The organism is Oceanivirga miroungae (assembly GCF_902505095.1).
Classification (GTDB): domain Bacteria; phylum Fusobacteriota; class Fusobacteriia; order Fusobacteriales; family Leptotrichiaceae; genus Oceanivirga; species Oceanivirga miroungae.
Genome location: NZ_CABWIB010000001.1, coordinates 85,275 through 110,041, shown reverse-complemented (window position 1 = coordinate 110,041; position 24,767 = coordinate 85,275). Strand labels below are relative to the sequence as shown.

General features: G+C 28.7%; 24 protein-coding genes and 3 tRNA genes. 4 read left to right on the top strand and 23 right to left on the bottom strand.

Annotation, left to right across the window (positions count from 1 at the left end; translation table 11 throughout):
* From rplD to rpsL, 7 genes are all read right to left on the bottom strand, one after another.
* Positions 1 to 642, bottom strand: a complete 642-nt coding sequence (gene rplD / locus OMES3154_RS00590; protein ID WP_156682910.1) for a 50S ribosomal protein L4 — start codon at positions 640 to 642, stop codon at positions 1 to 3.
* A gap of 16 nt (positions 643 to 658) precedes the next feature.
* Positions 659 to 1,288 carry a 50S ribosomal protein L3 gene (gene rplC / locus OMES3154_RS00585; RefSeq protein WP_231679277.1) on the bottom strand — a complete coding sequence of 210 codons (630 nt, stop codon included), beginning with the start codon at positions 1,286 to 1,288 and terminating at the stop codon, positions 659 to 661.
* 64 nt (positions 1,289 to 1,352) lie between these two features.
* Positions 1,353 to 1,664 (bottom strand): 30S ribosomal protein S10, encoded by a 312-nt coding sequence (gene rpsJ / locus OMES3154_RS00580; RefSeq protein ID WP_156682908.1) that lies wholly within the window; start codon positions 1,662 to 1,664, stop codon positions 1,353 to 1,355.
* A 72-nt stretch (positions 1,665 to 1,736) separates the two neighbouring features.
* Positions 1,737 to 2,921, bottom strand: a complete 1,185-nt coding sequence (gene tuf, locus OMES3154_RS00575) for an elongation factor Tu (protein ID WP_156682907.1) — start codon at positions 2,919 to 2,921, stop codon at positions 1,737 to 1,739.
* Positions 2,922 to 2,937: 16 nt separating this feature from the next.
* Entirely contained in the window at positions 2,938 to 5,016 is a 2,079-nt protein-coding gene (gene fusA / locus OMES3154_RS00570; protein ID WP_156682906.1) for an elongation factor G, read from the bottom strand.
* Between the two features lie 14 nt (positions 5,017 to 5,030).
* Positions 5,031 to 5,501: a 30S ribosomal protein S7 gene (gene rpsG / locus OMES3154_RS00565; protein WP_156682905.1), complete on the bottom strand. Its 471-nt coding sequence runs from the start codon at positions 5,499 to 5,501 to the stop codon at positions 5,031 to 5,033.
* 18 nt (positions 5,502 to 5,519) lie between these two features.
* Positions 5,520 to 5,891, bottom strand: coding sequence for a 30S ribosomal protein S12 (gene rpsL / locus OMES3154_RS00560; RefSeq protein WP_156683932.1), 372 nt, complete (start codon positions 5,889 to 5,891; stop codon positions 5,520 to 5,522).
* Between the two features lie 567 nt (positions 5,892 to 6,458).
* On the opposite strand from rpsL, the gene OMES3154_RS00555 reads away from it, so the two are divergent.
* The 3 genes from OMES3154_RS00555 (at position 6,459) to OMES3154_RS00545 (ending at position 6,700) form a co-directional block, all read left to right on the top strand.
* Positions 6,459 to 6,534 (top strand) — tRNA-Val (locus OMES3154_RS00555).
* A 9-nt stretch (positions 6,535 to 6,543) separates the two neighbouring features.
* Positions 6,544 to 6,620, top strand: a tRNA-Asp gene (locus OMES3154_RS00550).
* A gap of 4 nt (positions 6,621 to 6,624) precedes the next feature.
* Positions 6,625 to 6,700 (top strand) — tRNA-Phe (locus OMES3154_RS00545).
* A 90-nt stretch (positions 6,701 to 6,790) separates the two neighbouring features.
* On the opposite strand, the gene OMES3154_RS00540 is transcribed toward OMES3154_RS00545, so the two are convergent.
* The 9 genes from OMES3154_RS00540 to OMES3154_RS00500 form a co-directional block, all read right to left on the bottom strand.
* Positions 6,791 to 7,780, bottom strand: a complete 990-nt coding sequence (locus OMES3154_RS00540; RefSeq protein ID WP_156682904.1) for an NAD(P)-dependent oxidoreductase — start codon at positions 7,778 to 7,780, stop codon at positions 6,791 to 6,793.
* Positions 7,781 to 7,795: 15 nt separating this feature from the next.
* Positions 7,796 to 8,851 carry a PTS transporter subunit IIC gene (locus OMES3154_RS00535; RefSeq protein WP_231679235.1) on the bottom strand — a complete coding sequence of 352 codons (1,056 nt, stop codon included), beginning with the start codon at positions 8,849 to 8,851 and terminating at the stop codon, positions 7,796 to 7,798.
* Between the two features lie 81 nt (positions 8,852 to 8,932).
* Positions 8,933 to 10,420 (bottom strand): UDP-glucose--hexose-1-phosphate uridylyltransferase, encoded by a 1,488-nt coding sequence (locus OMES3154_RS00530; RefSeq protein WP_231679234.1) that lies wholly within the window; start codon positions 10,418 to 10,420, stop codon positions 8,933 to 8,935.
* A 10-nt stretch (positions 10,421 to 10,430) separates the two neighbouring features.
* Positions 10,431 to 11,414 carry a UDP-glucose 4-epimerase GalE gene (gene galE, locus OMES3154_RS00525; protein ID WP_156682902.1) on the bottom strand — a complete coding sequence of 328 codons (984 nt, stop codon included), beginning with the start codon at positions 11,412 to 11,414 and terminating at the stop codon, positions 10,431 to 10,433.
* On the bottom strand, positions 11,414 to 12,418 hold the full coding sequence (locus OMES3154_RS00520; RefSeq protein WP_156682901.1) for an aldose epimerase family protein: 1,005 nt from the start codon (positions 12,416 to 12,418) through the stop codon (positions 11,414 to 11,416). Before OMES3154_RS00520 ends, galE begins: the two co-directional genes overlap by 1 nt.
* A gap of 2 nt (positions 12,419 to 12,420) precedes the next feature.
* The gene (gene mglC / locus OMES3154_RS00515; RefSeq protein ID WP_156682900.1) at positions 12,421 to 13,419 is read right to left on the bottom strand and encodes a galactose/methyl galactoside ABC transporter permease MglC; all 999 of its coding nucleotides are present in this window, start codon (positions 13,417 to 13,419) and stop codon (positions 12,421 to 12,423) included.
* Positions 13,420 to 13,428: 9 nt separating this feature from the next.
* Complete coding sequence (gene mglA / locus OMES3154_RS00510; RefSeq protein WP_156682899.1) at positions 13,429 to 14,916, bottom strand: galactose/methyl galactoside ABC transporter ATP-binding protein MglA; 1,488 nt, start codon at positions 14,914 to 14,916, stop codon at positions 13,429 to 13,431.
* A 68-nt stretch (positions 14,917 to 14,984) separates the two neighbouring features.
* Positions 14,985 to 15,983: a galactose/glucose ABC transporter substrate-binding protein MglB gene (gene mglB / locus OMES3154_RS00505; protein WP_156682898.1), complete on the bottom strand. Its 999-nt coding sequence runs from the start codon at positions 15,981 to 15,983 to the stop codon at positions 14,985 to 14,987.
* Positions 15,984 to 16,001: 18 nt separating this feature from the next.
* The gene (locus OMES3154_RS00500; RefSeq protein WP_156682897.1) at positions 16,002 to 17,162 is read right to left on the bottom strand and encodes an ROK family transcriptional regulator; all 1,161 of its coding nucleotides are present in this window, start codon (positions 17,160 to 17,162) and stop codon (positions 16,002 to 16,004) included.
* A gap of 378 nt (positions 17,163 to 17,540) precedes the next feature.
* Here OMES3154_RS00500 and OMES3154_RS00495 point away from each other — a divergent pair, with 378 nt between their 5' ends.
* On the top strand, positions 17,541 to 18,773 hold the full coding sequence (locus OMES3154_RS00495; RefSeq protein ID WP_156682896.1) for a galactokinase: 1,233 nt from the start codon (positions 17,541 to 17,543) through the stop codon (positions 18,771 to 18,773).
* 83 nt (positions 18,774 to 18,856) lie between these two features.
* On the opposite strand, the gene OMES3154_RS00490 is transcribed toward OMES3154_RS00495, so the two are convergent.
* The 7 genes from OMES3154_RS00490 to OMES3154_RS00465 are packed head-to-tail and all read right to left on the bottom strand — an operon-like array spanning position 18,857 to position 24,721.
* Positions 18,857 to 19,963 (bottom strand): cysteine desulfurase family protein, encoded by a 1,107-nt coding sequence (locus OMES3154_RS00490; RefSeq protein WP_156682895.1) that lies wholly within the window; start codon positions 19,961 to 19,963, stop codon positions 18,857 to 18,859.
* 13 nt (positions 19,964 to 19,976) lie between these two features.
* Positions 19,977 to 20,099, bottom strand: coding sequence for a hypothetical protein (locus tag OMES3154_RS06575; RefSeq protein ID WP_269432396.1), 123 nt, complete (start codon positions 20,097 to 20,099; stop codon positions 19,977 to 19,979).
* A gap of 11 nt (positions 20,100 to 20,110) precedes the next feature.
* Positions 20,111 to 20,911, bottom strand: a complete 801-nt coding sequence (locus OMES3154_RS00485) for a mevalonate kinase family protein (protein ID WP_156682894.1) — start codon at positions 20,909 to 20,911, stop codon at positions 20,111 to 20,113.
* Positions 20,895 to 22,142 (bottom strand): hydroxymethylglutaryl-CoA reductase, degradative, encoded by a 1,248-nt coding sequence (locus tag OMES3154_RS00480; protein WP_156682893.1) that lies wholly within the window; start codon positions 22,140 to 22,142, stop codon positions 20,895 to 20,897. The genes OMES3154_RS00485 and OMES3154_RS00480 overlap by 17 nt, the downstream gene beginning before the upstream one ends.
* On the bottom strand, positions 22,132 to 23,244 hold the full coding sequence (locus OMES3154_RS00475; protein WP_156682892.1) for a hydroxymethylglutaryl-CoA synthase: 1,113 nt from the start codon (positions 23,242 to 23,244) through the stop codon (positions 22,132 to 22,134). The genes OMES3154_RS00480 and OMES3154_RS00475 overlap by 11 nt, the downstream gene beginning before the upstream one ends.
* Positions 23,245 to 24,354 carry a thiolase family protein gene (locus tag OMES3154_RS00470; protein WP_231679233.1) on the bottom strand — a complete coding sequence of 370 codons (1,110 nt, stop codon included), beginning with the start codon at positions 24,352 to 24,354 and terminating at the stop codon, positions 23,245 to 23,247. It abuts the gene before it with no gap.
* Positions 24,347 to 24,721, bottom strand: a complete 375-nt coding sequence (locus OMES3154_RS00465) for an OsmC family protein (protein ID WP_156682891.1) — start codon at positions 24,719 to 24,721, stop codon at positions 24,347 to 24,349. Before OMES3154_RS00465 ends, OMES3154_RS00470 begins: the two co-directional genes overlap by 8 nt.
* Positions 24,722 to 24,767: the final 46 nt, after the last annotated feature.

The window sequence follows — 24,767 nt, the reverse complement described above, 5'->3', positions numbered from 1 at the left end:
TTATGCTAGCACCTCCTCTAAGGCTTTTAAAGCTTCTCTAGTTATAACAATTTTTTCACTCTTTAATAACCAGTATACGCTTATTTCATTTGGTAATAATATAAATGTATCTTTTATATTTCTTACTGATAAGTATAAATTATATTCGTTATCATTTATGAAATCATTTACTATGTATAATTTCTTTTCTCCATCAAAACTTAATTTTTTGCTAAATTCAACAAAAGATTTAGTTTTAGGAGCTTCCATAGTAAAGTCATCTAATACTAATATATTACCAGCAGCAATTCTTGTAGCTATAGCTGATCTTAATGCTAATTTTCTAACTTTTTTATTTACTTTTTTATCATAACTTCTTGGTTTAGGTCCGTGTACAACCCCTCCACCAACCATGTGAGGTGCTCTTGTTGACCCTTGTCTAGCACGTCCAGTTCCTTTTTGTCTGAAAGGTTTTCTTCCACCACCAGAAACTTCTCCACGAGATTTTGTTGAAGCACTTCCTTGTCTTAATTCAGCAAGTTCTGCTACTAAAACTTCGTGCATAACATTTTCATTTGGTGTAATACCAAATAATGCTTCGTTTACAGATACTGTTCCATTACTAGAACCATCTAATTTATATACGTTTAAATCTAATGACATTTTCTACTCCTTTCACTTATTTTTTAATTGATTTTTTAATTACTAGATATCCCTTTTTAGCCCCAGGAACTGATCCTTTTACTAAAATTAAGTTGTTTTCAACATCTGCTTTTACTAATCTAAGATTTTGAACTGTAACATTTTCATTTCCTAATCTTCCAGCCATTCTCTTACCTTTTGGTACGTTAGAGTTAGATGCTGCTCCCCCTGCATTAGATCCTCCTAATCTGTGGTTTCTTGAAACCCCGTGAGTAGCTCTATTTCCTCCGAAGTTATGTCTTTTCATAACCCCTGCAGTACCTTTACCTTTTGAGATACCTTGAATATCAACAAATTCTACACCTTCTAATGAAGATACATTTATTTCTTGACCTAATTCATATGAATCAACTAAATCAACATGAAATTCGTGAGTTTTTCTTTTAGGACTAATTCCTGCTTTTTTGAAAACACCCATTTCAGGTTTATTAACTAATTTTTCTCTTTTTTCGAAAGCTGATAATGCTACTGCATTATATCCTTCTTTTTCTACTGTCTTTATTTGAGTAACAAAGTTTGGTTGCACTTCTATAACTGTAACCGGTATTAACTTTTCGTTTTCAAATATTTGTGTCATTCCTACTTTTTTTCCTAATAACATTCTTATTCCTCCTTAATATATTGGTTGGATTTAACCAACTTGTATCAAAGTGTTTTTAAACACAATTTACTTATTTTTGTTTAATTTCTACACCAACACCTGATGGTAAGCTAAGTGAGCTTAATTCTTTTATAATGTTAGTATTAGAATCATTTATTTCGATGAATCTTCTGTGGATTCTCATTTCAAATTGTTCTCTTGAATCTTTATTTACGTGTACAGATCTTAATACTGTATATTTTTTAACCTTAGTTGGTAAAGGCATTGGTCCTACAACTTTTGAACCAGCTTTTAATGCAACTTCAGCAATTTTTTTAGCAGCTTGATCTAATAACTTGTGATCATAAGATTGAAGTTGTATTCTTAATTTATTTTCCAAAATTCTTTCCTCCCTAATTTGATGTCTAAGTAGGCATAAGCCTACTTAGCTATGTTTTCAAAAAATTTATTGTCCTTATTTTCTTACTTCAGAAACTACTCCAGAAGCTACTGTTCTTCCACCTTCACGGATTGCGAATCTTAATCCTGGTTCCATTGCGATTGGGTGTATTAATTTAACTTCTACTTTTACGTTATCTCCAGGCATTACCATTTCTACACCTTCTGGTAATTGTACTTCTCCTGTTATGTCAGTTGTTCTGAAATAGAATTGTGGTTTGTATCCTGTAAAGAATGGAGTATGTCTTCCACCTTCTTCTTTTGTTAATACGTAGATTTCTCCCATGAATTCTGTATGAGGTTTGATTGATCCTATCTTAGCTAATACTTGTCCTCTTTCTACTTCTTCTTTCTTGATTCCTCTTAATAATGCTCCTATATTATCCCCTGCTTGTCCTTGGTCTAATAATTTTCTGAACATTTCTACTCCAGTTACTGTAGATTTTACTGTTGGTTTGATTCCTACTATTTCTACTTCTTCTCCAACTTTTACTAATCCTCTTTCTACTCTTCCTGTTACAACTGTTCCACGTCCTGTTATTGTCATTACGTCTTCAATTGGCATTAAGAATGGTAAGTTAATTGGTCTTTCTGGTGTTGGTATGTATTCATCTACTGCATCTATTAATTCTAAGATTTTTTCTTCCCATACTTTTTCTCCATTTAATGCTCCTAAGCTTGACCCTCTTATTACTGGTACGTCATCTCCTGGGAAATCATATTCGTTTAATAATTCTCTTACTTCCATTTCTACTAAGTCTAATAATTCTTCATCATCAACCATATCAGATTTGTTTAAGTATACTACTATGTAAGGTACTCCTACTTGTCTTGCTAATAGTATGTGTTCTCTTGTTTGTGGCATTGGTCCATCAGCTGCTGATACTACTAAGATAGCTCCATCCATTTGTGCTGCTCCTGTTATCATGTTTTTAACATAGTCAGCATGGCCTGGACAGTCTACGTGTGCGTAGTGTCTTTTTTCTGATTCATACTCAATGTGTGCTGTGTTGATTGTTATCCCTCTTTCTCTTTCTTCTGGAGCTTGGTCGATATTTTCAAAATCAACTTTTTGTGCTAATCCTCTTTCAGATAATACTTTTGAGATCGCTGCTGTTGTTGTTGTCTTACCGTGATCTACGTGTCCTATTGTTCCAACGTTAACGTGTTCTTTTACTCTTTCGAACTTTTGTTTTGCCATTTTTATTTTCCTCCTATTATTTTCCTTGTCTTTCAGCTATTACTTTTTCAGCTAAATTCTTAGGTACTTGTTCATATTTTTCAAATTCCATAGAATAATTTGCTCTTCCTTGAGTTTTAGATCTTAAATCTGTTGCATAACCAAACATTTCTGATAATGGTACGTGTGCATTAACTATTTGAGCATTATTTCTATCAAACATTCCAGAAACTTGTCCTCTTCTTGAATTTAAGTCTCCTATAACATCTCCTAAATATTCATCTGGAGTAGTTACTTCTACCTTAAATATTGGTTCTAATAATATTGGATCTGCTGCTCTTAAAGCTTTTTTAATAGCCATTGATCCTGCTATTTTAAATGCCATTTCTGATGAATCGACTTCATGGTATGATCCGTCATATAAAGTAACTTTAATATCTTGTGTTGGATATCCTGCTACAACCCCAGCTTCTAGAGATTCTTGTATTCCTTTATCAACAGCAGGTATATATTCTCTTGGAATTACCCCTCCTGTAATTTGGTTTACAAATTCATAACCTTTATCTGGATTTGCTTCAACTTTAATCTTAACATGTCCATATTGTCCACGTCCACCTGATTGTTTAATGTATTTTTCTTCAACATCTGATGAACCTAAAATTGTTTCTCTATAAGCAACTTGTGGTTTACCTACGTTACATTCAACTTTAAATTCTCTTTTCATTCTGTCTACGATTATTTCTAAGTGTAATTCTCCCATTCCTTTTATTATTGTTTGTCCAGTTTCTTGGTCAGACATAACAACGAATGTTGGATCTTCTTCAGCTAATTTAGCTAATGCTGTTCCCATTTTTTCTTGGTCAGCTTTTGTTTTTGGTTCTACTGCTACTGATATAACTGGTTCAGGGAATTCCATATTTTCTAAGATAATAGGTGCATCTTCGCTACATAAAGTATCTCCTGTACCTGTATCTTTTAACCCTACTACAGCTGCTATATCTCCAGCATAAACTATATCAATTTCTTCTCTTTTGTTAGAATGCATTTGAAGTAATCTTCCCATTCTTTCTTTTTTACCTTTAGTTGAGTTTAATACATAAGAACCTTTTTCTAATACTCCTGAATAAACTCTGAAGAATGCTAATCTTCCTACAAATGGATCTGTAACTATCTTAAATGCTAACGCACTGAATTCTTCTTCATCTGCTGGTTTTCTTATTTCTTCTTTTTCAGTTTTAGGATTAATTCCTTTTATTGCTTCAATATCAACTGGTGAAGGTAAGTAGTTTACAACTGCGTCTAATAATGGTTGTATACCTTTATTTTTAAATGCTGTTCCACATGTTACTGGAACTACTATTGATGCTAGTGTTGCTTTTCTTAATGCTCTTTTTATTTCTTCTACTGAGATTGGTTCGTCAGCAAAGAATTTTTCCATTAATTCTTCATCAGTTTCAACAACTGATTCGATTAAGTTATGTCTAGCTATTTCTGCTTCTTCTAATAAAGCTGGTCTGATGTCAACAACTTCATAATCTGCACCCATTGTTTCATCTTTGAATAAGTATTCTTTAAATTCGATTAAATCTATTATTCCTTCAAAGTTTTCTTCTGCTCCAATTGGTAATTGAATTGGTACACCATTTCCACCTAATTTTTCTTTAATGTCGTTTACACACATTTCAAAATTAGCACCTGTTCTATCCATTTTATTAAAGAACGCTAATCTTGGAACATTATATTTATCTGCTTGTCTCCAAACAGTTTCTGATTGTGGTTGAACACCATCAACTGCTGAGAATACTGCAACTGCTCCATCTAATACTCTTAGTGATCTTTCAACTTCCACTGTGAAGTCAACGTGCCCTGGAGTATCTATGATGTTTATTCTATGGTTTTTCCAGAAACAAGTTGTGGCAGCTGAAGTTATTGTAATTCCTCTTTCTTGCTCTTGTTCCATCCAGTCCATTGTAGCTGCACCATCATGAACTTCTCCTATTTTATGAGTTACTCCTGTATAAAATAAGATTCTTTCTGTAGTAGTTGTCTTACCTGCATCTATATGGGCCATTATACCTATATTTCTTGTATCTTTAAGAGCTACTTTTCTTGCCATTTATTTCCTCCTAATTACCATTTATAATGCGCAAACGCTCTATTTGCTTCTGCTGCTTTATATGTATCGTCTTTTTTCTTAACTGCTCCACCTTCATTACGAGATGCTGCTATTAATTCTTTTTTTAATTTTTCAATCATACCATATTCTTTTCTTTGTCTAGTATAATTTACTAACCATCTTATAGCTAATGTTTGTTGTCTTTCTTTTCTAACTTCTACTGGAACTTGGTATGTAGCTCCCCCAATTCTTCTACTTCTAACTTCTAATTGTGGTCTAACATTTTCCATTGCTAATCTGAAAACTTCTATTCCTGATTCTCCAGTTTCTTTTTCTATTTCGTTTAACGCACTATAAAATATTGATTCTGCTATTGATTTTTTACCATCTAACATAAGACCATTTATGAATTTAGTTACCACTATATCACTATATCTTGAATCAGGTAAAACATCTCTTTTTTTAGCACTATTTCTTCTTGACATTTTTTCCTCCTAATTTTCTTATTTAGGTCTCTTTGTACCGTATCTTGATCTTGCTTGTTTTCTATTTACAACTCCTGCTGTATCTAGAGCTCCTCTTATAACTTTATATCTAACCCCTGGTAAATCCTTTGTTCTTCCCCCTCTTAATAAAACGATTGAGTGTTCTTGTAGGTTATGTCCTATACCTGGGATATAAGCTGTTACTTCGATTCCATTTACTAATTTAACTCTGGCAACTTTTCTTAACGCTGAGTTTGGTTTCTTAGGTGTTGTAGTGTAAACTCTTACACAAACTCCTCTTTTTTGTGGATTACCTTTTAATGCTGGTGATTTCTTTTTCTTTTCTGCTGATTTTCTTCCAAATCTTACCAATTGATTAATTGTAGGCATGTTTCCTCCTCCTAAATTTATTTTATTCATTTATACGGCAAAATTTATTTGGGTTATCTAGTACCAACATTTATTGACTTTTACATATACTTGCATACGTTCTTTTGCAAATATATTCCAAAAACCAATAAATAAGTATTGGCCTATATTACAATAAATTTCGACATACTAAAAACTTACAACCTTTGCTGTACTATGACATATTACACTATAATTTTTTCTTTGTCAACTAAAAACAATGTTTACCCGTGTGTCTTTTTTTAAATTATACAAAAAAGAGAGCATTTACCAATAAAACAGACTTAGAAAAATAAAAATGTAACGCAAGAAAATTTTAGTTTAAAGAAAATAAAACCCCTAATGAAATGTTTATTGAAACTATCATTAAGGGTATATAATTCTTGTGAAGTTGTTTTATTACCACTAAATACAACCTCTAAATGATTATAAACTAAATAATAAAAATAGCAATAAAAAATCCCAAAGTGTTGCATATCAAACTTTAAAGTACAATTTTTCATTTTCCCCCTTGACAAAGCCAAACTATTTTAGTAAAATTATTTTGTTGGTCGCATAGCTCAGTTGGGAGAGCACCTGCCTTACAAGCAGGGGGTCACTGGTTCGAGCCCAGTTGTGACCACCATTTAATTTTGGAGGTGTAGCTCAGATGGTTAGAGTGCTTGCCTGTCACGCAAGATGTCGCGAGTTCGAGTCTCGTCACTTCCGCCATTATGCCCAGATAGCTCAGTTGGTAGAGCAAAGGATTGAAGCTCCTTGTGTCCATGGTTCGATTCCGTGTCTGGGCACCACTAAAGATTATTAGTGTATATAGTTAAGCTATATACTTTTTTTTTTATAATAAAATAGTATAGACTAGTTTTTAATCTATACTATTTTTTTTATTTATTAACTTGATACGAACTTTTTTTAGTTTTTTCAAATTGTTTTAGACTATCTAATGAGTATTCAACCATATTAGATACTGCTTCATCAGTATAAAAGGCATAGTGTGGTGTTACAATTACATTTGATAGCGATTTTAATTCATTAAATAAACTATCTTTTATCATTTTATTCTTATGATCTACATGTAAAATACCCACTTCATTTTCATAAACATCTAATGCTGCAGCTAATATTTTACCATCATAAATACCATCTATTAAATCACGTGTATTTATAAGTCCGCCTCTTGCTGTATTTATTATTACAACATTATCTTTCATGTTTTTTATACTTTCCTTATTTATCATATAATGATTCGCTTCTGTTAAAGGACAGTGTAGTGATATTATGTCAGAATTTTTTAAAACATAATCTAAGCTATGATATGTTAATAAATCATCTATATTTTCTTTTGGATACAAATCATAAGCTATGACTTTTGCGCCAAATCCTTTATATGCTTTAGCTGCCATTATCCCTATATTTCCAGTCCCTATTATTCCGACAGTTTGATTTCTCATTTCTCTTCCTATAAGTCCTGGTAATGAATAATCATTTATATTAGACCTTTTTAGAGATTTGGGTAAATTTCTAAGTAAAGAAAGCGCTGATAGTACAGCAAATTCAGAAACTGAGTTTGGTGAGTATGCTGATACATTAGATACTTTAATACCAAATTCATTAGCTGCCGAAAAGTCTATATTATTAACTCCAGCTGATCTACTTGCTATATACTTTATATTATATTCACTTAATTTTTTTAAAACTTCTCTATTTACTGTACAATTACCTAGAAATGCTACACCTTCGTAACCTTTTGCTAGATGTACTGTCTCTGGTTTTAATGAAACACTTTCTAATGATAATTCATGTCCATATTTCTTCTCATATTTAGAAAAAGCTTCAAATTCATCTGGCCTTGCTGCAAAAACTTTTATTCTCATTTCTACTACCTCTTTCTAGTTGAAATTTAATTTATAATCATCATCACTTGTTATTTTTAAAACTTTTTTAAATACATAATCAAATATTATAGCTAAAATAAATGGTAATATTACAAAGACAAATAATACTTTTAACATATTTATATTTGTCCATCCACCTTTTGCTAAGTTTAATGCATTTACTGGACCTATTAAACCAGATATCCCAAATCCAGCACTAAATGCTGTTCCATTTATATTTAATATTGCTCCAAATATACCAACTATAAATGCAGTACAAACTGCTGGTGCCATCATTATTGGTTTTTTTATAAAGTTAGCTAGTTGCATTTTAGGCGATCCCATTAAGTGAGCTACAAATACTCCTAATGAGTTAGACTTCATACCCGCTATTGCAAAAGCAATTGCTGTTGATGTTATTCCTAAGTTAGCTGCTCCTGATCCTATTCCACTTAATGATATTGCAATAGCAATTCCTACTGTTGAAATTGGTGATACTATTAATATCGCAAAAATCACAGCAAGTAATGCCCCCATTATTAGTGGTTGTAATGTTGTTACTTGTAATACAAATATTCCTATAGCTTCTGTTATTTTTTGTACATACGGCAATGTAAATATTCCTATTCCTCCAGCTATTACTATTACAACTGCTGGTATAACTAATATTGTGTATGCTTTTAGTTTATTTCCTAAAATTAGTACTATTAATACAGCTATTGATACAGTTAACCATGCATTTACCACATCTCCTGTACCTTTAAATAAAAAAGCTCCCTCATGAAATCTAGCTACACCAGATCCTACTAATGTAGCTATAGCTACTGATGCTGTTTGTATTGGAGTTAATTTAAATTCCATAGAAACCCCTATCCCAATAGCTACAGGAAGTAAGCTTACAGCTAACGCTGTTATTATAAGAACTGTTTTAAATACAGGCATTGTAGGTATTAGTGCTTTCGATAATTCTCCTAATAAAGCATTAGGTATTAAGCTTACCACTATCCCTAGACTAAGTCCATTTAATACTTTAAATATGAACTTTTTTGTTGTTAATTGTTGATTTTCCAAAATCATTTCCCCTTTCAATTATTGTATATATAAAAAATAGCATAGCAGAATAGACATTGTCAAACTGTATGCTATTTAAAATTATAATCTTTCAATAAACTCTTTTATCTTATCTTCATTTAATACAGAACAATCTTCTAAAACATGTGAGAATGTATCGCCTACAAAGTCATAAACATTTGAGATTTTAATATTTTCATCATTTACATATCTTTGTATCCATTCTTTATGTTTTAATAAGTCATTGTCTTCATCTATTTTATTAAGTATTTCATTAAGATTTGTTGATGATTTAATGATAGTATCTAGTTTATGCATTTCATCTTTTAATCTACTTGGTAGAACCGCTAGTCCCATTACCTCAATTAAACCTATATTTTCTTTTTTTATATTATGATATTCACTGTGTGGATGATAAATTCCTAATGGATACTCATCACTTGTTAAGTTATTTCTTAAAACTAAATCAAGTTCATACACACCATCTTTTTGTCTAGCTATTGGTGTTATTGTATTATGTCTTACACCATCAGTATGTGATACTATACCATTTTGGCTATACATTATCCATTTATCCAATATTTCACTAGCTAAATCTATCATATTATCTTTATTAGTTGAATTTAATCTAATAACACTCATAGGCCACTTAACTACACTTACTTCAACATCTTTTATTTTTCTAACAAATGTTTTTAAAGCTGTTTCCATAGCAAAAGTATATCTTCCTGCTTGGAAATGGTCGTGAGATAATATTGATCCACCAACTATAGGTAAATCTGCATTAGATCCTATAAAGTAATGTGGAAATACTGTAACAAAATCAAGAAGTTTTACAAAACTTGATCTATCTATTTTCATTGGTCTTATTTCACCACTAAATACTATTGAGTGTTCATTATAGTAGCTATATGGTGAGTATTGGAAAAACCAAGGTTCATTATTTAACTCTAGTTCTATTATTCTATGATTTGCTCTTGCTGGATGATTTATTCTTCCATAATAACCTTCATTTTCTTTTGTTAAAAGGTTTTTAGGATATGAAGAACTTTTTTGATTTCTAGCTAAAGCAATTTCTTTTGGATCTTTTTCTGGTTTAGATAAATTTATTGTTATATCTAATTCTCCGTATTTTGTTTCATATTTATATGAAATATTCTTAGCTATTCTATCTGTTCTAATATAGTTTGATTTTCTTGATAAATCATAAAAATACTCTGTTGCTAGTTCTTTATTTTGTCTATATTTTTCCCAAAACTCTTTTCTTATAATACTCGGTCTATTTATTATTCTACCCATAATAGTTGCATTTAAAATATCTTCATAAACTAATATATTTTCTTTTAATAAGTTATTTTCAGCTGCATATTTAGTTATTCTATCTAGAATTTCACAAGGAAATTCTAAATCCTTTATTTCATTTATATCTACTTTTTGTTCTACAAAGTCATCTAATCCTATTACTTCTAATATCTGGTTTCTAATAAATATCTCATCTTCTTTTGTTATAAGATTATTGTATATACTGTATTCAATTAATTTTTGTATTTCATAATTTATATCTATCATCTTTTTATCCTTAATATTTTTTATTATTTTCCCATGTCCATGCACTTTTAACTATATCCTCTAGTGAATATTCTGCCTTATAAGTAGTTTCTTTATTTATCTTTTCTGGATCTGCTATTAATATAGCTGGGTCTCCTGCTCTTCTATCTGTTTCTACAACCTTAAATTCTTCATTTGAAACTTTTTTTACAGTTTCTATTATTTCTCTTACTGAATATCCTGTTCCATTCCCTAGGTTATAGTTAAGTGAGGTATTTTCTTCTATCATCTTTTCCATAGCTAATATATGAGCCTTAGCTAGGTCATAAACATGTATGTAGTCTCTTATACAAGTTCCATCAAACGTTTCATAGTCTGTTCCAAATATTTTAATATTATCTCTTTTATGACTTGCAGCACTTAAAACTAAAGGTATTAAGTGTGATTCTGGACTATGAGATTCCCCTAATAATCCATCCATATCAGCACCTGCTGCGTTAAAGTATCTTAATATTACACTTTTAAAGTCATATGCCTTATCAAAGTCAGCTAATATTTTTTCTACCATTAACTTACTCATACCATAAGGATTTATTGGGTTTTGTGGATGTAATTCATTTATTTTTTCTTCTTTAGGTTCTCCAAAAGTTGCAGCTGTACTACTAAATACAAAGTTTTTAATGTTTGATTCGTTCATTTGATTTAGTAAATTTATCACCTTTCCTACATTATTTTCATAATATTTCCCTGGATTTGACACAGATTCTCCAACTTCTATAAATGCAGCAAAGTGCATTACAACATCTATTTTGTATTCTTCAAATACTTTTTTTAATAGGTCTTTATCACCTAAATCACCTACAATTAAAGGTACATTTAATATTTCGCTAACCTCTTTATGACCTTTACTTAAATTATCATATATTACTGGTTTAAAATTTTTAGTCTCGCTTAATAATTTAACTACATGAGATCCAATATACCCTGCTCCACCTATAACTAAAACATTTTTCATTATATATTACCCCCTTTAAATGTATATGAAATCTTTTCTATGTATGGATTTTCTTTGTTTGTTATTTCATAATAATCTTTTGATATATTTATACCATTTGGTAAGTTTTGTGGTTCTAATGCAACACCTTGGAATCTTTTGTTTTCACTATACCCTGAAAAAGTAGGTACTTGATGTAAAAAGTTTCCTGTATACATTACAACACATTTTTGATTTGTTCTAAGTTCCATACTTATATTATTTTTAGTATTTCTTAAGATTAAATCATACTCTTTTTCCTTATTTAATTCAAATGGGTGGTCATAATAATATGTAATATCAAATTGTTCATGTACTTCGTTTGTAGATTCTAATAAGTTTTTAGATTTTCTAAAATCAAATATTGTATTTTCTACATTAGTTCTTTTTAATGGGGTCATGTTTTTTTCTAAATCCCAGTAATAATTAGCATTAAGTTCTATTTCATGATTTTTAATATCTTCTTCATTACCTAGATTAAAATAGCTATGATTTGTCATGTTTATATATCCATCTTTTTCAGTATTTGCTTCATATATGACATTTAGTCTATCTAAGTTTTCATCTAAATAGTATGTTGCTTTAATATATGCTTTATTTTCATATATCTTATTATCATCAACATAAGTTAGTATTAATTTATTCCCTTCTATTTTAGAATCAAATATTTTATTAGAGTACCCTTCGCTACCACCATGTAAATTTGTATTTCTATCTTCTTCTGTTAAATCTAAAATATATTCTTTTCCATTTAATACATATTTATGATCTTTCATTCTTCCTGAACTTCTACCAACGATTGCACCTGCAAATGAAGAATTATTCTTATATAAGTTAAAGTCAGAATATGATAAAACCATATTCTGACCTTTATATATAATTCTTTCTATGATACAACCGTAGTTTAATATATGTACTTCAAAATTATTATCTTTTTTTAAGATAAATCTTTTTACTTCGTTTCCTAAATTAAACTCTGTTATCATTTCTATCTTCCTTTTTTATATTTTAACATATCTATTGTTACTGCAAAGATTATTATTAACCCTTTTATTATATATTGCCAGTAAGGATTTACTCCTATATATGTTAAACCGTAGTTAATAACTGTGAATATAATAACACCTAAAACTACTCCTGAGATTTTACCAACCCCACCACTAAATGATACTCCTCCTATAACACAGGCTCCAATAGCATCCATTTCATACATGAATCCCATATTATTAGTAACAGATCCTACACGGGCAGCTTCTAAAAATCCACCTACACCGTACATCATTCCTGATAATACATAAACTAATACTAATGTAGTTACTACATTAACTCCTGAAACTGTAGCTGCTTCTGGGTTTCCACCAACAGCAAATAAGTTTTTACCAAATACTGTTTTATTCCATAATACCCACATAAATACTATTGAAATTAAAGCATATATTATTAATTTAGGTATACCAATTCCTCCTAGGTTTATAAATCCAACAACATCTGTGTAAGATTGATCAAATGAAGCAACTGGTCTATTTCCTATATATTCATAATATAGTGAATTTATACCATAAACTATTGTCATAGTACCCATAGTTGTAACAAATGGAACAACATTTAACTTAGCAACTATAATACCATTGAAAAATCCAACTAAAGCTCCTATTACAACTACTATTAAAATAACTAATAACGGATTTAATGTTTCTAAATTAGGATATACCTTTGTTGTTACCCCTGTTTTTTGTAATAATGATCCTGCTATAACTGCACCAAGACCTACTTGTCTACCTGCTGATAAGTCAGTACCTTGTGTTACTATTATACCTGCAACCCCTAAGGCTAATATCATTCTAACTGATGATTGCATTAAAATATTTTTTAAATTATGTAATGCTAAAAACGTTGGTTCTTTAACTATTATCGAAAGTATTAATAATGCTAAAACTATATATATACCACTGTCTAATAGCATTTGTTTTATTTTCTTATTATTCATTTTATCCTCCTACAAATACTTAGCTGTTAATCTTAAAATTTCTTCTTGTGAAGTATTGTTAGTATCTACTATACCTGCTATTCTACCATTACTCATAACTATAATTCTATCTGTAACACCTAATAATTCTGGCATTTCAGATGATATCATAACTACACCTTTATCTTGTTTAGCTAGATTTATCATAAGTTGATATATCTCAAATTTAGCCCCAACATCTATTCCTCTTGTTGGTTCATCCATAAGTAGAACTTCTGGGTTTGTTAATAGCCATCTTCCTATAATTACTTTTTGTTGGTTTCCACCAGATAAGCTTCCAATATTAGTTTTTTGTGATGGAGTTTTAACTTTCATACTATCTATTACCCAAGCCGTATCTTTAGTTGTTGTGCTATTATCTAATAATCCAAATTTATTTTTATATGACTTAACATTTGCTAAAATTGAATTAAATTGTACACTAAGCATTGAAAATATACCTGTTTTTCTTCTATCTTCTGTAATCAGCGCAATACCATTTTTAATAGCATCTTTTGGCTCTTTAATTTCTATTTTTTCTCCATGTAATATTACTTCTCCAGTATCTTTAGGTAATATACCAAATATTGTTTCAACTAATTCAGTTCTTTTAGCTCCAACTAAACCAGCAATACCTAGTATTTCCCCTTTTTTTAGTGAAAAATTAATATCTTTTAAGAACTTAGAATTTATATTATTAACTTCTAATATAACATCTTTTGGTTCATTATCTTTTTTAGGGAATCTACTTGTAAGTTCACGACCTACCATTAAGTTTATAATATCATCTGTACTTAAATCAGATACTTTTCTTGTATCTATCCATTTTCCATCTCTTAATATTGTTATTTCATCACAAATTGTCTTTATTTCTTCCATTTTATGTGAAATATATACTATCCCTATATTTTTACTTTGTAGTTTTTTTACTATCTTGAATAAATGCCCAACTTCATTTTCTGTTAATGAAGATGTTGGTTCATCTAAAATTAAAACTTTTGAATTATATGAAACTGCTTTTGCAATTTCTAACATTTGCATTTGTGAAACACTTAGTTTGTGTACTTTTTCTCTTGGATCTATTTTGATATCTAGTTCTTTAAAGATTTCTAAAGTATCATTATACATTTTCTTTTCATTTACTAGCCCATTTTTTAGTGGATATCTTCCAAGCCAAATGTTATCCATTACATTTCTTTGAACGACTTGATTTAATTCTTGGTGAACCATAGAAACTCCGTTTTCTAGGGCATCTTTTGAATTTTTAAATGCTACTTCATTTCCTTCTAATTTTATAGTACCAGTATCCTTAATATATATTCCAAATAAACATTTCATAAGTGTTGACTTACCAGCACCATTTTCTCCCATTAGTGCATGAACACTACCAGGTCTAATTTTTAACTGTACGCTATCTAATGCTTTAACTCCTGGAAATTCTTTAGAAATATTTTCCATTTCTAATACATATTCTGACATATTTTAACTCCTTATTTTTTTAAAAAGCTATCCCACTTTTAAGAGATAGCTTTCTATAAATGGTTTAATTATTTTTTAAACTTACTTAAGTTGTCTTTATCTACACCTACATAAGGTACTCTTACTGCTTTTTTATCTAATTTCCAGTTAGTATCTTGTATAGGACCTTTTTTATTAGCTAAGTTTAATGATAAATCTAAAACTGCTTTTGCTTGGTTTGTACCATCGTTTAATACAGTTCCTGCTAATTCACCATTTTCTATTTTTAATAATGCTTCTTGTATAGCATCTACTCCATAGATAGGTAATTTAATATTGTGTGCTTTAGTTGCTTCTATTGCTCCTAATGCCATTCCGTCATTGTTAGCTAAAATCATTTCTATTGTTTGTCCTTTAGGTGAAGATAACCATGCATCTACTTTATCTTTAGCTAATGCAGCATCCCACATTCCTGTATCTTCAAATAATTTTTCTGTTTTTATTCCTTTTTCATTTATTGTTTTAATTGAGAATAATGTTCTTGCTTCTGCATCTGGGTGTCCTGGTTCTCCTTTTAACATAGCATATTGAATTATTCCATCACCATTTTTATCTAATGAAGGATCTGCCATCCATTGTTTAACAGCAGTTTCTCCTTGGAATACTCCTGATTCTTCAGGGTTATTTCCTACATAGTATGCTTTATCATAACTATTTAATACTTCAAATCCTGGATCTTTATTGAATAATACGATAGGTATATTTGCGTTTTTAGCTTTTTGAACAACTGTTGCTCCTGCTTGTGGGTCAACTAAGTTTATAGCTAAAACGTCTACACCTTTTGAAATCATAGTGTCTATTTGGTCATTTTGTATACCTTGTTGGTTTTGTGAATCATTTAAGAATAATTCTACTCCACCGTTTTGTTCTGCGAATACTTTTAAATCATCTCTTAAAGTTGACATAAAGTTATCATCAAATTTGTAAATAGTAACACCTATTCTTACTTTTTTTGGACCTTCTTCTTTTTTAGATCCACATGAAATAATTGCCATACCTAAAGCTACGACTGATAAAAATTTTTTCATAATTCCTCCTAATAATATTTATTTAATTAATTTTAAATTAGCAAATAAGTTGTTTGTTACTAATGATAGTGCACCGTATTTTGGAGCATCATCACCAAAAGTTGTTTCATATACCTGGTAAGTTTGTTGAAATTTTTTATTTAAACTCTTTTCAATTCCTAGTTTAAATGAGTCTATAAATATATTTTTAGCATGAAGAATATCTCCGCTTATTACTATATTTTCTATATCTAATATATTTAATATATTTCCAATAACTATTCCAAAGTTGTAGGATATTTTTTTTACGGTGTCTACTATAATCTCATCACCATCTAATGCCATGTCATATATTTTTTTTGCATTTATGTTTGGATTATAGCTTAAGCCTTTTTCCTCATATTCATTTTGGATAATTAATTTTATTGAATTTTCAGAAAACTCTGTTTCAAGGCAGCCTTTTTTTCCACATTTACAAGTGTACTTTGAATTATAATTTACAATATAATGTCCAATTTCTCCAGCTGAGTTATTATCTCCTTCAAAAATTTTCCCATTTATCATATAAGATGATCCAATTCCATTTTTCATATAGATGTATAAAAGATTTTTTTTACCTATTGCTACTCCATTTTTTATTTCAGCATTTAGCATAGATCTAACATCATTATCTATCATAACGGGTATTTTATATCTTTTTTCTAGTATTTGTCCTATTTCGTAATTTTCCCACTTAAAATGTGGAGAGAAAATCGATATCTTTTTATCACTATCAACTATTCCGTGTAGTGATATTCCAACAGCAACAACACTGTACTCTTTATATTTTTCTAAAATACTATCAAGGCCATCTATAATAAGTTGTAATACAGAATCATTAATCTTACTCTTATTATGTCTTATATTTGTTTCAATTAAACTTCTATCAATATTCCAAACAGATATTTCTATAAAATCAGCACCAAAATTAACACCAATTATTATATTTCTATTTTTTTTTATTGCCATAAGTTTTCTAGGTCTTCCTATTTTAACAGGCTTAACCTCATCTCTAAATTCAATATAGTTATTTTTCTCTAGTTTTTCTAGAATTTTAAATATTGCAACTTTAGATACTTTTAACTTTTCTGAAAGCTCTACACTTGTTATATCTTCATTATGAAGAATTAAATCAAGCACCTTATACTCATTTTCTGTCATAATTTTTCCTACCTAATACATTTTAACTTTATTTTTTTACATTTCAATTTTTTTTCTTAATTTTTTTTTGTACTTTTTTAACCTATAACAAAATTTTGTATAATTATCTAATATTTTAATATAGTATACCACAAAATACTTAATTAACCAACAACAATTATTTTGTTAATTATTTTTTTTTTACTTAATCTAGAATTAATTGCATTTTCAGTTAATGAAAGTTTAAATAAACTTTTGAGTTAATTAAATTTTTTCTTTATTTTTAAGACTTCTAGTAAGTTTTACTAAACTGAGTTAAAAAACTCACTCATTTTTATACTTTATTTTTTTGCTTTTTTATTTTTACATAATAAAATATATTAAAGGAGGACTTTTGATATGAGATATTTAGAACAAGTAAAAAAACTATATAAAAATAATGAAGGAAAAATCAAAAGATTTGAGGATTTAATAAAAGAATTTAAAAAGACATACAAAGATACAGAAGAATACGAGCTATTTTCTTCTTCTGGTAGAACAGAAATAATAGGAAACCATACTGACCATAATTTTGGTAAAGTTGTTTGTGCTAGTATTGATTTAGATACAATAGCAGTTGCTACAAAAGAGGATTCTAACTTATTTAAGCTAAAAAGCCTTGATTTTAAAGAAGAATATATAATAGACATCAATGATTTAGAAAAAAAAGAGTCTGATTCATGGTCTACTCTTTTAATTAAAGGAATATTAAAAGGTGTAAGCAATATCGGTAAAATTGGAGGGGCAAATATAGTTGTAACTTCTGATGTTATCCCTTCTAGCGGAGTAAGCTCATCAGCTTCATTTGAAATGCTTATAACTACTATATTAAATTCATTCTATAATGATTCTAAATTAGATATAGTAAGTCTTGCTAAAGCTGGACAATATTCAGAAAACTTCTATTGGGATAAAAAATCTGGTCTTTTAGATCAAATAGCTTGTAGTCATGGTGGTATGATAGCTATTGATTTTAAAGACATTAAAAATCCAACATTAGAAAAATTAAATTCTTCTAAACTAGAAGATTTATACGATATAGTACTAGTTCCAACTGGAGGAAGTCATGAAGATTTAGGAGAGGAGTATTCAAGCATCCCTAGTGAAATGAAAAGTATAGCTTCTAAGGAATTAAGATACATAGATAAAAAATATATAATGGATAACTTTAAGGAATTAAGAAAAAATTTATCTGATCGTGCAATTTTAAGAGCGTTCCATTTCTTTAACGAAAATGAAAAAGTTGATGAATTAATACCTGCCTTAAAAAATGAAAACTATGATAAATTCTTAGAAGTTGTTCGTGAATCTGGATTATCTTCATTTAGATATTTACAAAATGTTTATGTTGCTAAAAAACCTGAAGAACAACCAATTCCAATAGCACTTAACTTAACAGAAATGTATATACACGATAATAAATTAAATGCAGCCACAAGAGTTCACGGAGGTGGATTCGCTGGAGTTATAATGGTAGTCTTAGAGAAAAAAGACAGTGATAATTACATTAATTATATTGAAAATTATATTGATGATAAATGCTATAAGGTTTCTATCCGTCCTTATGGTTCAGTTGATATAAGCAAGATATAACCTCTAATATTTTTAACCGTACTTTTAATTAGGTACGGTTTTTTTATTAAAAATAAAAAAGAGATAAAACCCTCTATCTCTTATCATATTCCTTTAATAACACTAATTAAATAATCAATTTCTTCTTTTGTGTTGTGTATTCCTAAACTTATTCTTATAGATGACATTACCTCATCTTCACTAAGTCCCATATTTTTTAATACATATGAACCACTAACGCTTCCTGACATACAAGCACTTCCGCCACTAACATAAATACCTCTCATATCTAGTATTGGTAGTAGCATTTGTATATTTTTACCCTTAATTGAGATATTTAATATGTTATCTATTCTATTTTCTCCGTGTATCTTAATATTTTCTAAATCCTTAATATTATCTACTAAATAGTCCATTAATTCTTTTACATACTTGCTTTCTTTTTCCATATTATTTATAGCATAGTCTAAGGCAATATCAGCTAATAATATTGAATGCAAGTTTTCAGTACCCGGTCTTTTATTTCTTTCTTGCTCTCCTCCATAAAAGGCTTTTTTTATTTCTATATTATCTTTAATATATAAAACACCAACACCTTTTGGTCCATATAGTTTATGAAACGAAATACTCATACTATCTATACCTAATTCATAAGGTTTTAATTCTTTTTTCCCTATCATTTGAACAGCATCTACATGAAAATGTATGTTTTTACCCTTAATCATATCAGAAATTTTCTCTATTGGTTGAATTGAACCTATTTCATTATTTACAGCCATAACAGTTATTAATCCAGTATTTTCATTAATTAAGCTTTTTAAATGCTCTAAATCAATTATTCCGTTTTCATTTACTCTTATATATTTTACTATATACCCCTCTAATTCTAATTGTTTTACAAGATTTAATATACTTGAATGTTCTATACTAGAGCATATTATTTCTTTATCTTTACCTTTAGCATTTACAATCCCTCTTATAGCTAAATTGTTTGATTCAGTAGCTCCTGAAGTAAAAATAATATCTTTAGCTAATATATTTAGATTTTTAGCTACTCTGTTTCTTGCATTTTCTAAAAGAGCTCTACTTTCTCTACCAAAACTATGAACAGATGAGGGGTTAGCATAAGTTTTTTCATATATTTCTGTAATTTTTTCTAAAACTTCTTTTCTTAAGTTTGTTGTTGCTGCATTATCTAAATATACTTGCATAAGTAATTCTCCTTTATCTATTTATTTTTTTTGAATTTGAAAAAAAATCATTTATTATATCAATGTGTTGCTTATTCACTATTTTTATTTCGTCTAGTTCTTCTTTTAAAAAGAATTTTAACTCTATCATGTCCACACTTTACCCCCCTATATTCTTACAATAAATACATCTTTTATTTTGTTTTTTCTTAATACTTTTCTTAGTTCTCTAGCATTATCTAAACCGTTACATAAACTAATTGTAACTCCACCAAGTCCTCCACCACTTAACTTAGTTCCTAGAGAATATGGTTTTGATAATTCTACTATTTCTTCTATTTTTTCTGAACTTACACCTAGTTGTTTTAAAATATTTTGAGCTAATTCAAAGGTTTTTCCTAAATTTACTAAACTTTTATTTTTATAATACACTATAGCTAATTCTGTAATTTTTCCTAAATCGTCTATTAAATCAGGTCTATTTTTTTCTTTTACTATTTCAATAGCTTTTTTAGTATTTCCATACTCTCTTGTATTGGCAATTACTATAAAAGCATTTAATTTAGATAAAAACTCTATTTTTTCGTTTTTTTGGTATATTATTGCTTTTTCATTTAATATTACTGTACTATCTATACCACTTGGATTACCGTGTTTTTTCTTTTCTGCGTTTAATACAACAAAATTTTCATCTACATTGTATGCTCTTGCTATTTCTATAGCTAAACTAGCAGAAGATCCCATACCTGCACTTTTAGGTATATTAGATTCTATTTTTATATATTTTTTAGGAACATCAAAATTTTCTTCTATTAAACTTTTGATATACTTTACATGCTCACTTTCAAAAATATATTCATCTATTAAAGAAACACTTAAACTTAAATTTTTTATAGGTATTGCAATAGCTTTTTTACCATATACAACACTATGCTCGCCTATTAAAATTATCTTAGAGCTTGTACTCATTTCTTATTTCTCCCAATATTTTTTTTGCATATTCTATTTCTATCTTATTTTCTTTTATCATTTTTTCTATAACTATATTTGATTCTTTTTCATTTGCTTTTAAAAACTCCATAATTGTTTTAGCATGTAGCTTTAGATGACCTTTTTGAATACCATCAGTTACAAGTGCATTTAGTGCTGCAAAGTTTTGAACTAAACCTAGAGCTGCTGCTATCTCACTTAACTTTTTTGCGTTTGGATTTTTTAATATATTTAAGGCTATTTTTGTTGTTTCATTTAAACCTATACTTCCTCCTACAGTTGCTATTGGAATAGGAATTTCTATACTTCCATGTAAATACCCCTCTTTGTATTCCCATTTAGTTAAAGGCATATATTTTCCATCTTTAGATGCATAAGAATGAATACAAGCTTCTATTGCTCTTGTGTCATTTCCAGTAACTAAAGTAAGAGCACTTATTCCATTTAATACCCCTTTATTATTAGTAACTGCTCTATATACATCTTCTTTTGCAAACTCATAAGCTAACATCATCTTATTTCCGTATTCGCTATCTACTTTTAATTTACAACTTGCTTTAACTATTGTATTTAAGCTATAGTTTGAAATTATTGCCATTAACTTTTTAGCATTTATTAAATTTTCTATTTCAAAACTTATACCTTCTAGCATAGTATTTAATATATTAGCTCCCATAGCATCTAATGTATCTACATAAAGGTATATGATTATAAATTGTCCTTTTTTTAAAAACTTAATATCCTTTGCTCCACCACCTAAGTTATTTATACCTTCGTGATATTTATTTGCTAGATTTATTAATTTTTCCTTGTTTTCTTCTAATATTTTTAAACTTTTAGAAAAATCATCTATATCATATAAACAAATTTGTCCTATCATTTGTCTATTTTCTTGAACTTTTGATGTAATTCCACCATTTTTTGCTATAATTTTTGCCCCATTACTTGCTGCTGCTATTACACTAGGTTCTTCAGTTGCCATTGGGACTATATATTCTTTACCATTTATTAAAAAATTAGTAGCAATTCCAAATGGAATACCAAAAATTCCTAACTCATTTTCTATCATTTTATCAGCTTTATAGTTTTCTAAGCTTTTTTCTTCAATTAAATAGTTATACATTTTTTCATCAATATATTCTAAGTCTTTTAATATTTTTATTCTCTCTTCTCTGGACTTTTTATAATATCCACCAAATTTATTTTCCATTTATTACATACTTCCTTTTAGAATCAAATATTCCTTTTAAATACACTTTTTCATCTGTACAATTTTCATATTCTTTATCTTCAACTTCTTTTTCATAAAATATTTTTTCATACTCTTCTATGCTAAGTTCTATCCTATTTTCTAAATCTAACTTTTCCTTTTTAAAATCTTTTTTTAATTTAAGTACAAAAAACTCTGAAACAGAACCACTACCATAGCTATACATTGCTATTCTATCATTTTCTTTTAAATAGTCTGCATTAGATAGTAAAGAGTAAAGACTTAAATAAAGTGATCCTGTATAAATATTACCTACTTGGCTATTTAATTTTACAGTATCATAATATCTATCTTCTAAATTTTTATTTACCATTTTAACTGCTTTTAGAGCTAATTTAGGATATGGCACATGAAAACAAATGTTAGAAAAATTAGTATCATTTTTTTCTTTAACATAAGCATTGTATGTAACCTCTAAGTGATGTAAATACATTTCATTACTTAATTTACCATCAACTTTAGGATACTCATATTGTGAGGGTCTGTAAAAATCCATTACATCTTTTGTATAACTCACGCTATTTTCTTCTATTTCAGCAATTTTGGGATTTTCTGAAATTAGAATTGCAACGCTTCCAGATCCTTGAGTGGATTCTCCTGGACTTTTCATTTCATATTTTGCTATATCACTTGCAATTACTAGCGCTTTTTTATTTTTATTTAATTTTACATAATCTCTTGCCATAAGTATTCCTGCAGTTGCTGAAAAACAAGCTTGCTTCATTTCAACAGTTCTACAATACGGATTTAAATCTAATAAACTATGTATATATGTACTTGCAGCTTTACTTTTATCAAATGAACTTTCTGTTGCAAATATTACTAAACCTATATTTTTCTTATCTTCTTCATTTAAAATTTTAAGACTTGCCATTGTTCCCATACTTACTATATCTTGACTTACAGGACTTATTGCCATCTTATCATGCATAAGTCCTTTTGTATACTTTTCTTCTTCTACATTTCTTGCTTTTGCCAAACACCTTATATCTAAAAAATATTTAGGAATATATACTCCTATCTTGTCTATACCTACACTCATTTAATCTCTACCAACTAATAAAGCCATTCCCTGTCCTCCACCTATACATAGACTAGCAATCCCCTTATTAACCTTTCTTCTTCTCATTTCATATATTAATGTTGTTACAATTCTAGCTCCTGTAGCTCCTAAAGGGTGACCTAGAGCTATTGCTCCTCCATTAACATTTACCTTTTTTTCATCTATATCTAATTCATTTATACAAACTAATGCCTGAGCTGCAAATGCTTCATTAATTTCAAATAAATCAATAGATGAAATATCTATATTATTTTTCTTTATTAACTTATCTATTGCATATATTGGACCTAATCCCATGTAGTTTGGATCTAATCCTACCGAAACAACATCATCAATATACGCTAAAATTTCAAAGCCCATTTTTTTAGCATAACTTTCCTCCATTAAAACTAAAAAAGAAGCACCATCATTTAAGCCTGTACTATTTCCAGCAGTTACTATTCCGTCCTCTTTAAATACAGGTTTTAATTTTCCTAGTTTTTCTATACTTTGGTCAAGTCTTACAAATTCATCTTTTGATACTCCAAAAATCTCTACTATTTCATCTTTAAAACGTTCTTTTTCTTGCGCTTCTATTGCTTTTTTTGTACTATTTAAAGAAAATTTATCTAATTCAGATCTTTTTAACTTATATTTTTCTACAATATTTTCAGCTGTTATTCCCATGCTTGCATTACTAAAAGAACAAAAAAGTCCATCTTCATACATAAAGTTAGCATCGCTCATAAATTCTACTCCACCAACTAATATGACCTTTGATTCTCCTACTAAAATAGAGTTTTTAGCTAGATTAATAGCTTTCATACTACTTCCACATACCATATCTACTGTATATGCTGGTTTTTCATTGGAAATTTTTGCATTTATTTCTATCTGTCTTGCTATATTTTGTCCTCTTCCACCTTGTAATACTGTACCTACTATTACTTCATCTATTAAATCTTTATCAAGTTTAATTTCTTTTAACATTTTATCTATTAATTCACTAGATAAACTTACTAAATCCACATCTTTATATGTTTTTTTAAATACTCCAATAGGGCTTCTTTTTGCTGCAACTACAGCTACTTTATTATTAATTTTACTCAACCCCTTTTATATCTATATTTAACTTAATTTCTTCTTTTAACATTTTAGAAACACTACATTTTTCTTTTATATATTCTTTTATTCCTTGTATTTCTTTTTCATCTATTTTTTTTGATACTAAAATTTCTATATCATATTTATTTTCTGTGTACTCATACTCATTTTCTATTTCTATTTTAACACCTTTTATTCTATTTTTAATATAGTATCCTCTAACACACATTATGATGCAAGCTGATAAGGCTACATTTAATATTCCCATAGGCGTTGTACTTTCCTTTCTATTTAAACTTGCCTTGTATTCACCTCCATCTATTACAGATTTCACTAAAAATTCCTCTGATACTGTTGTTTTTGATTTATACATTACTATCACCTCGTTTTATATATTAAAATTATATCATATATTCATA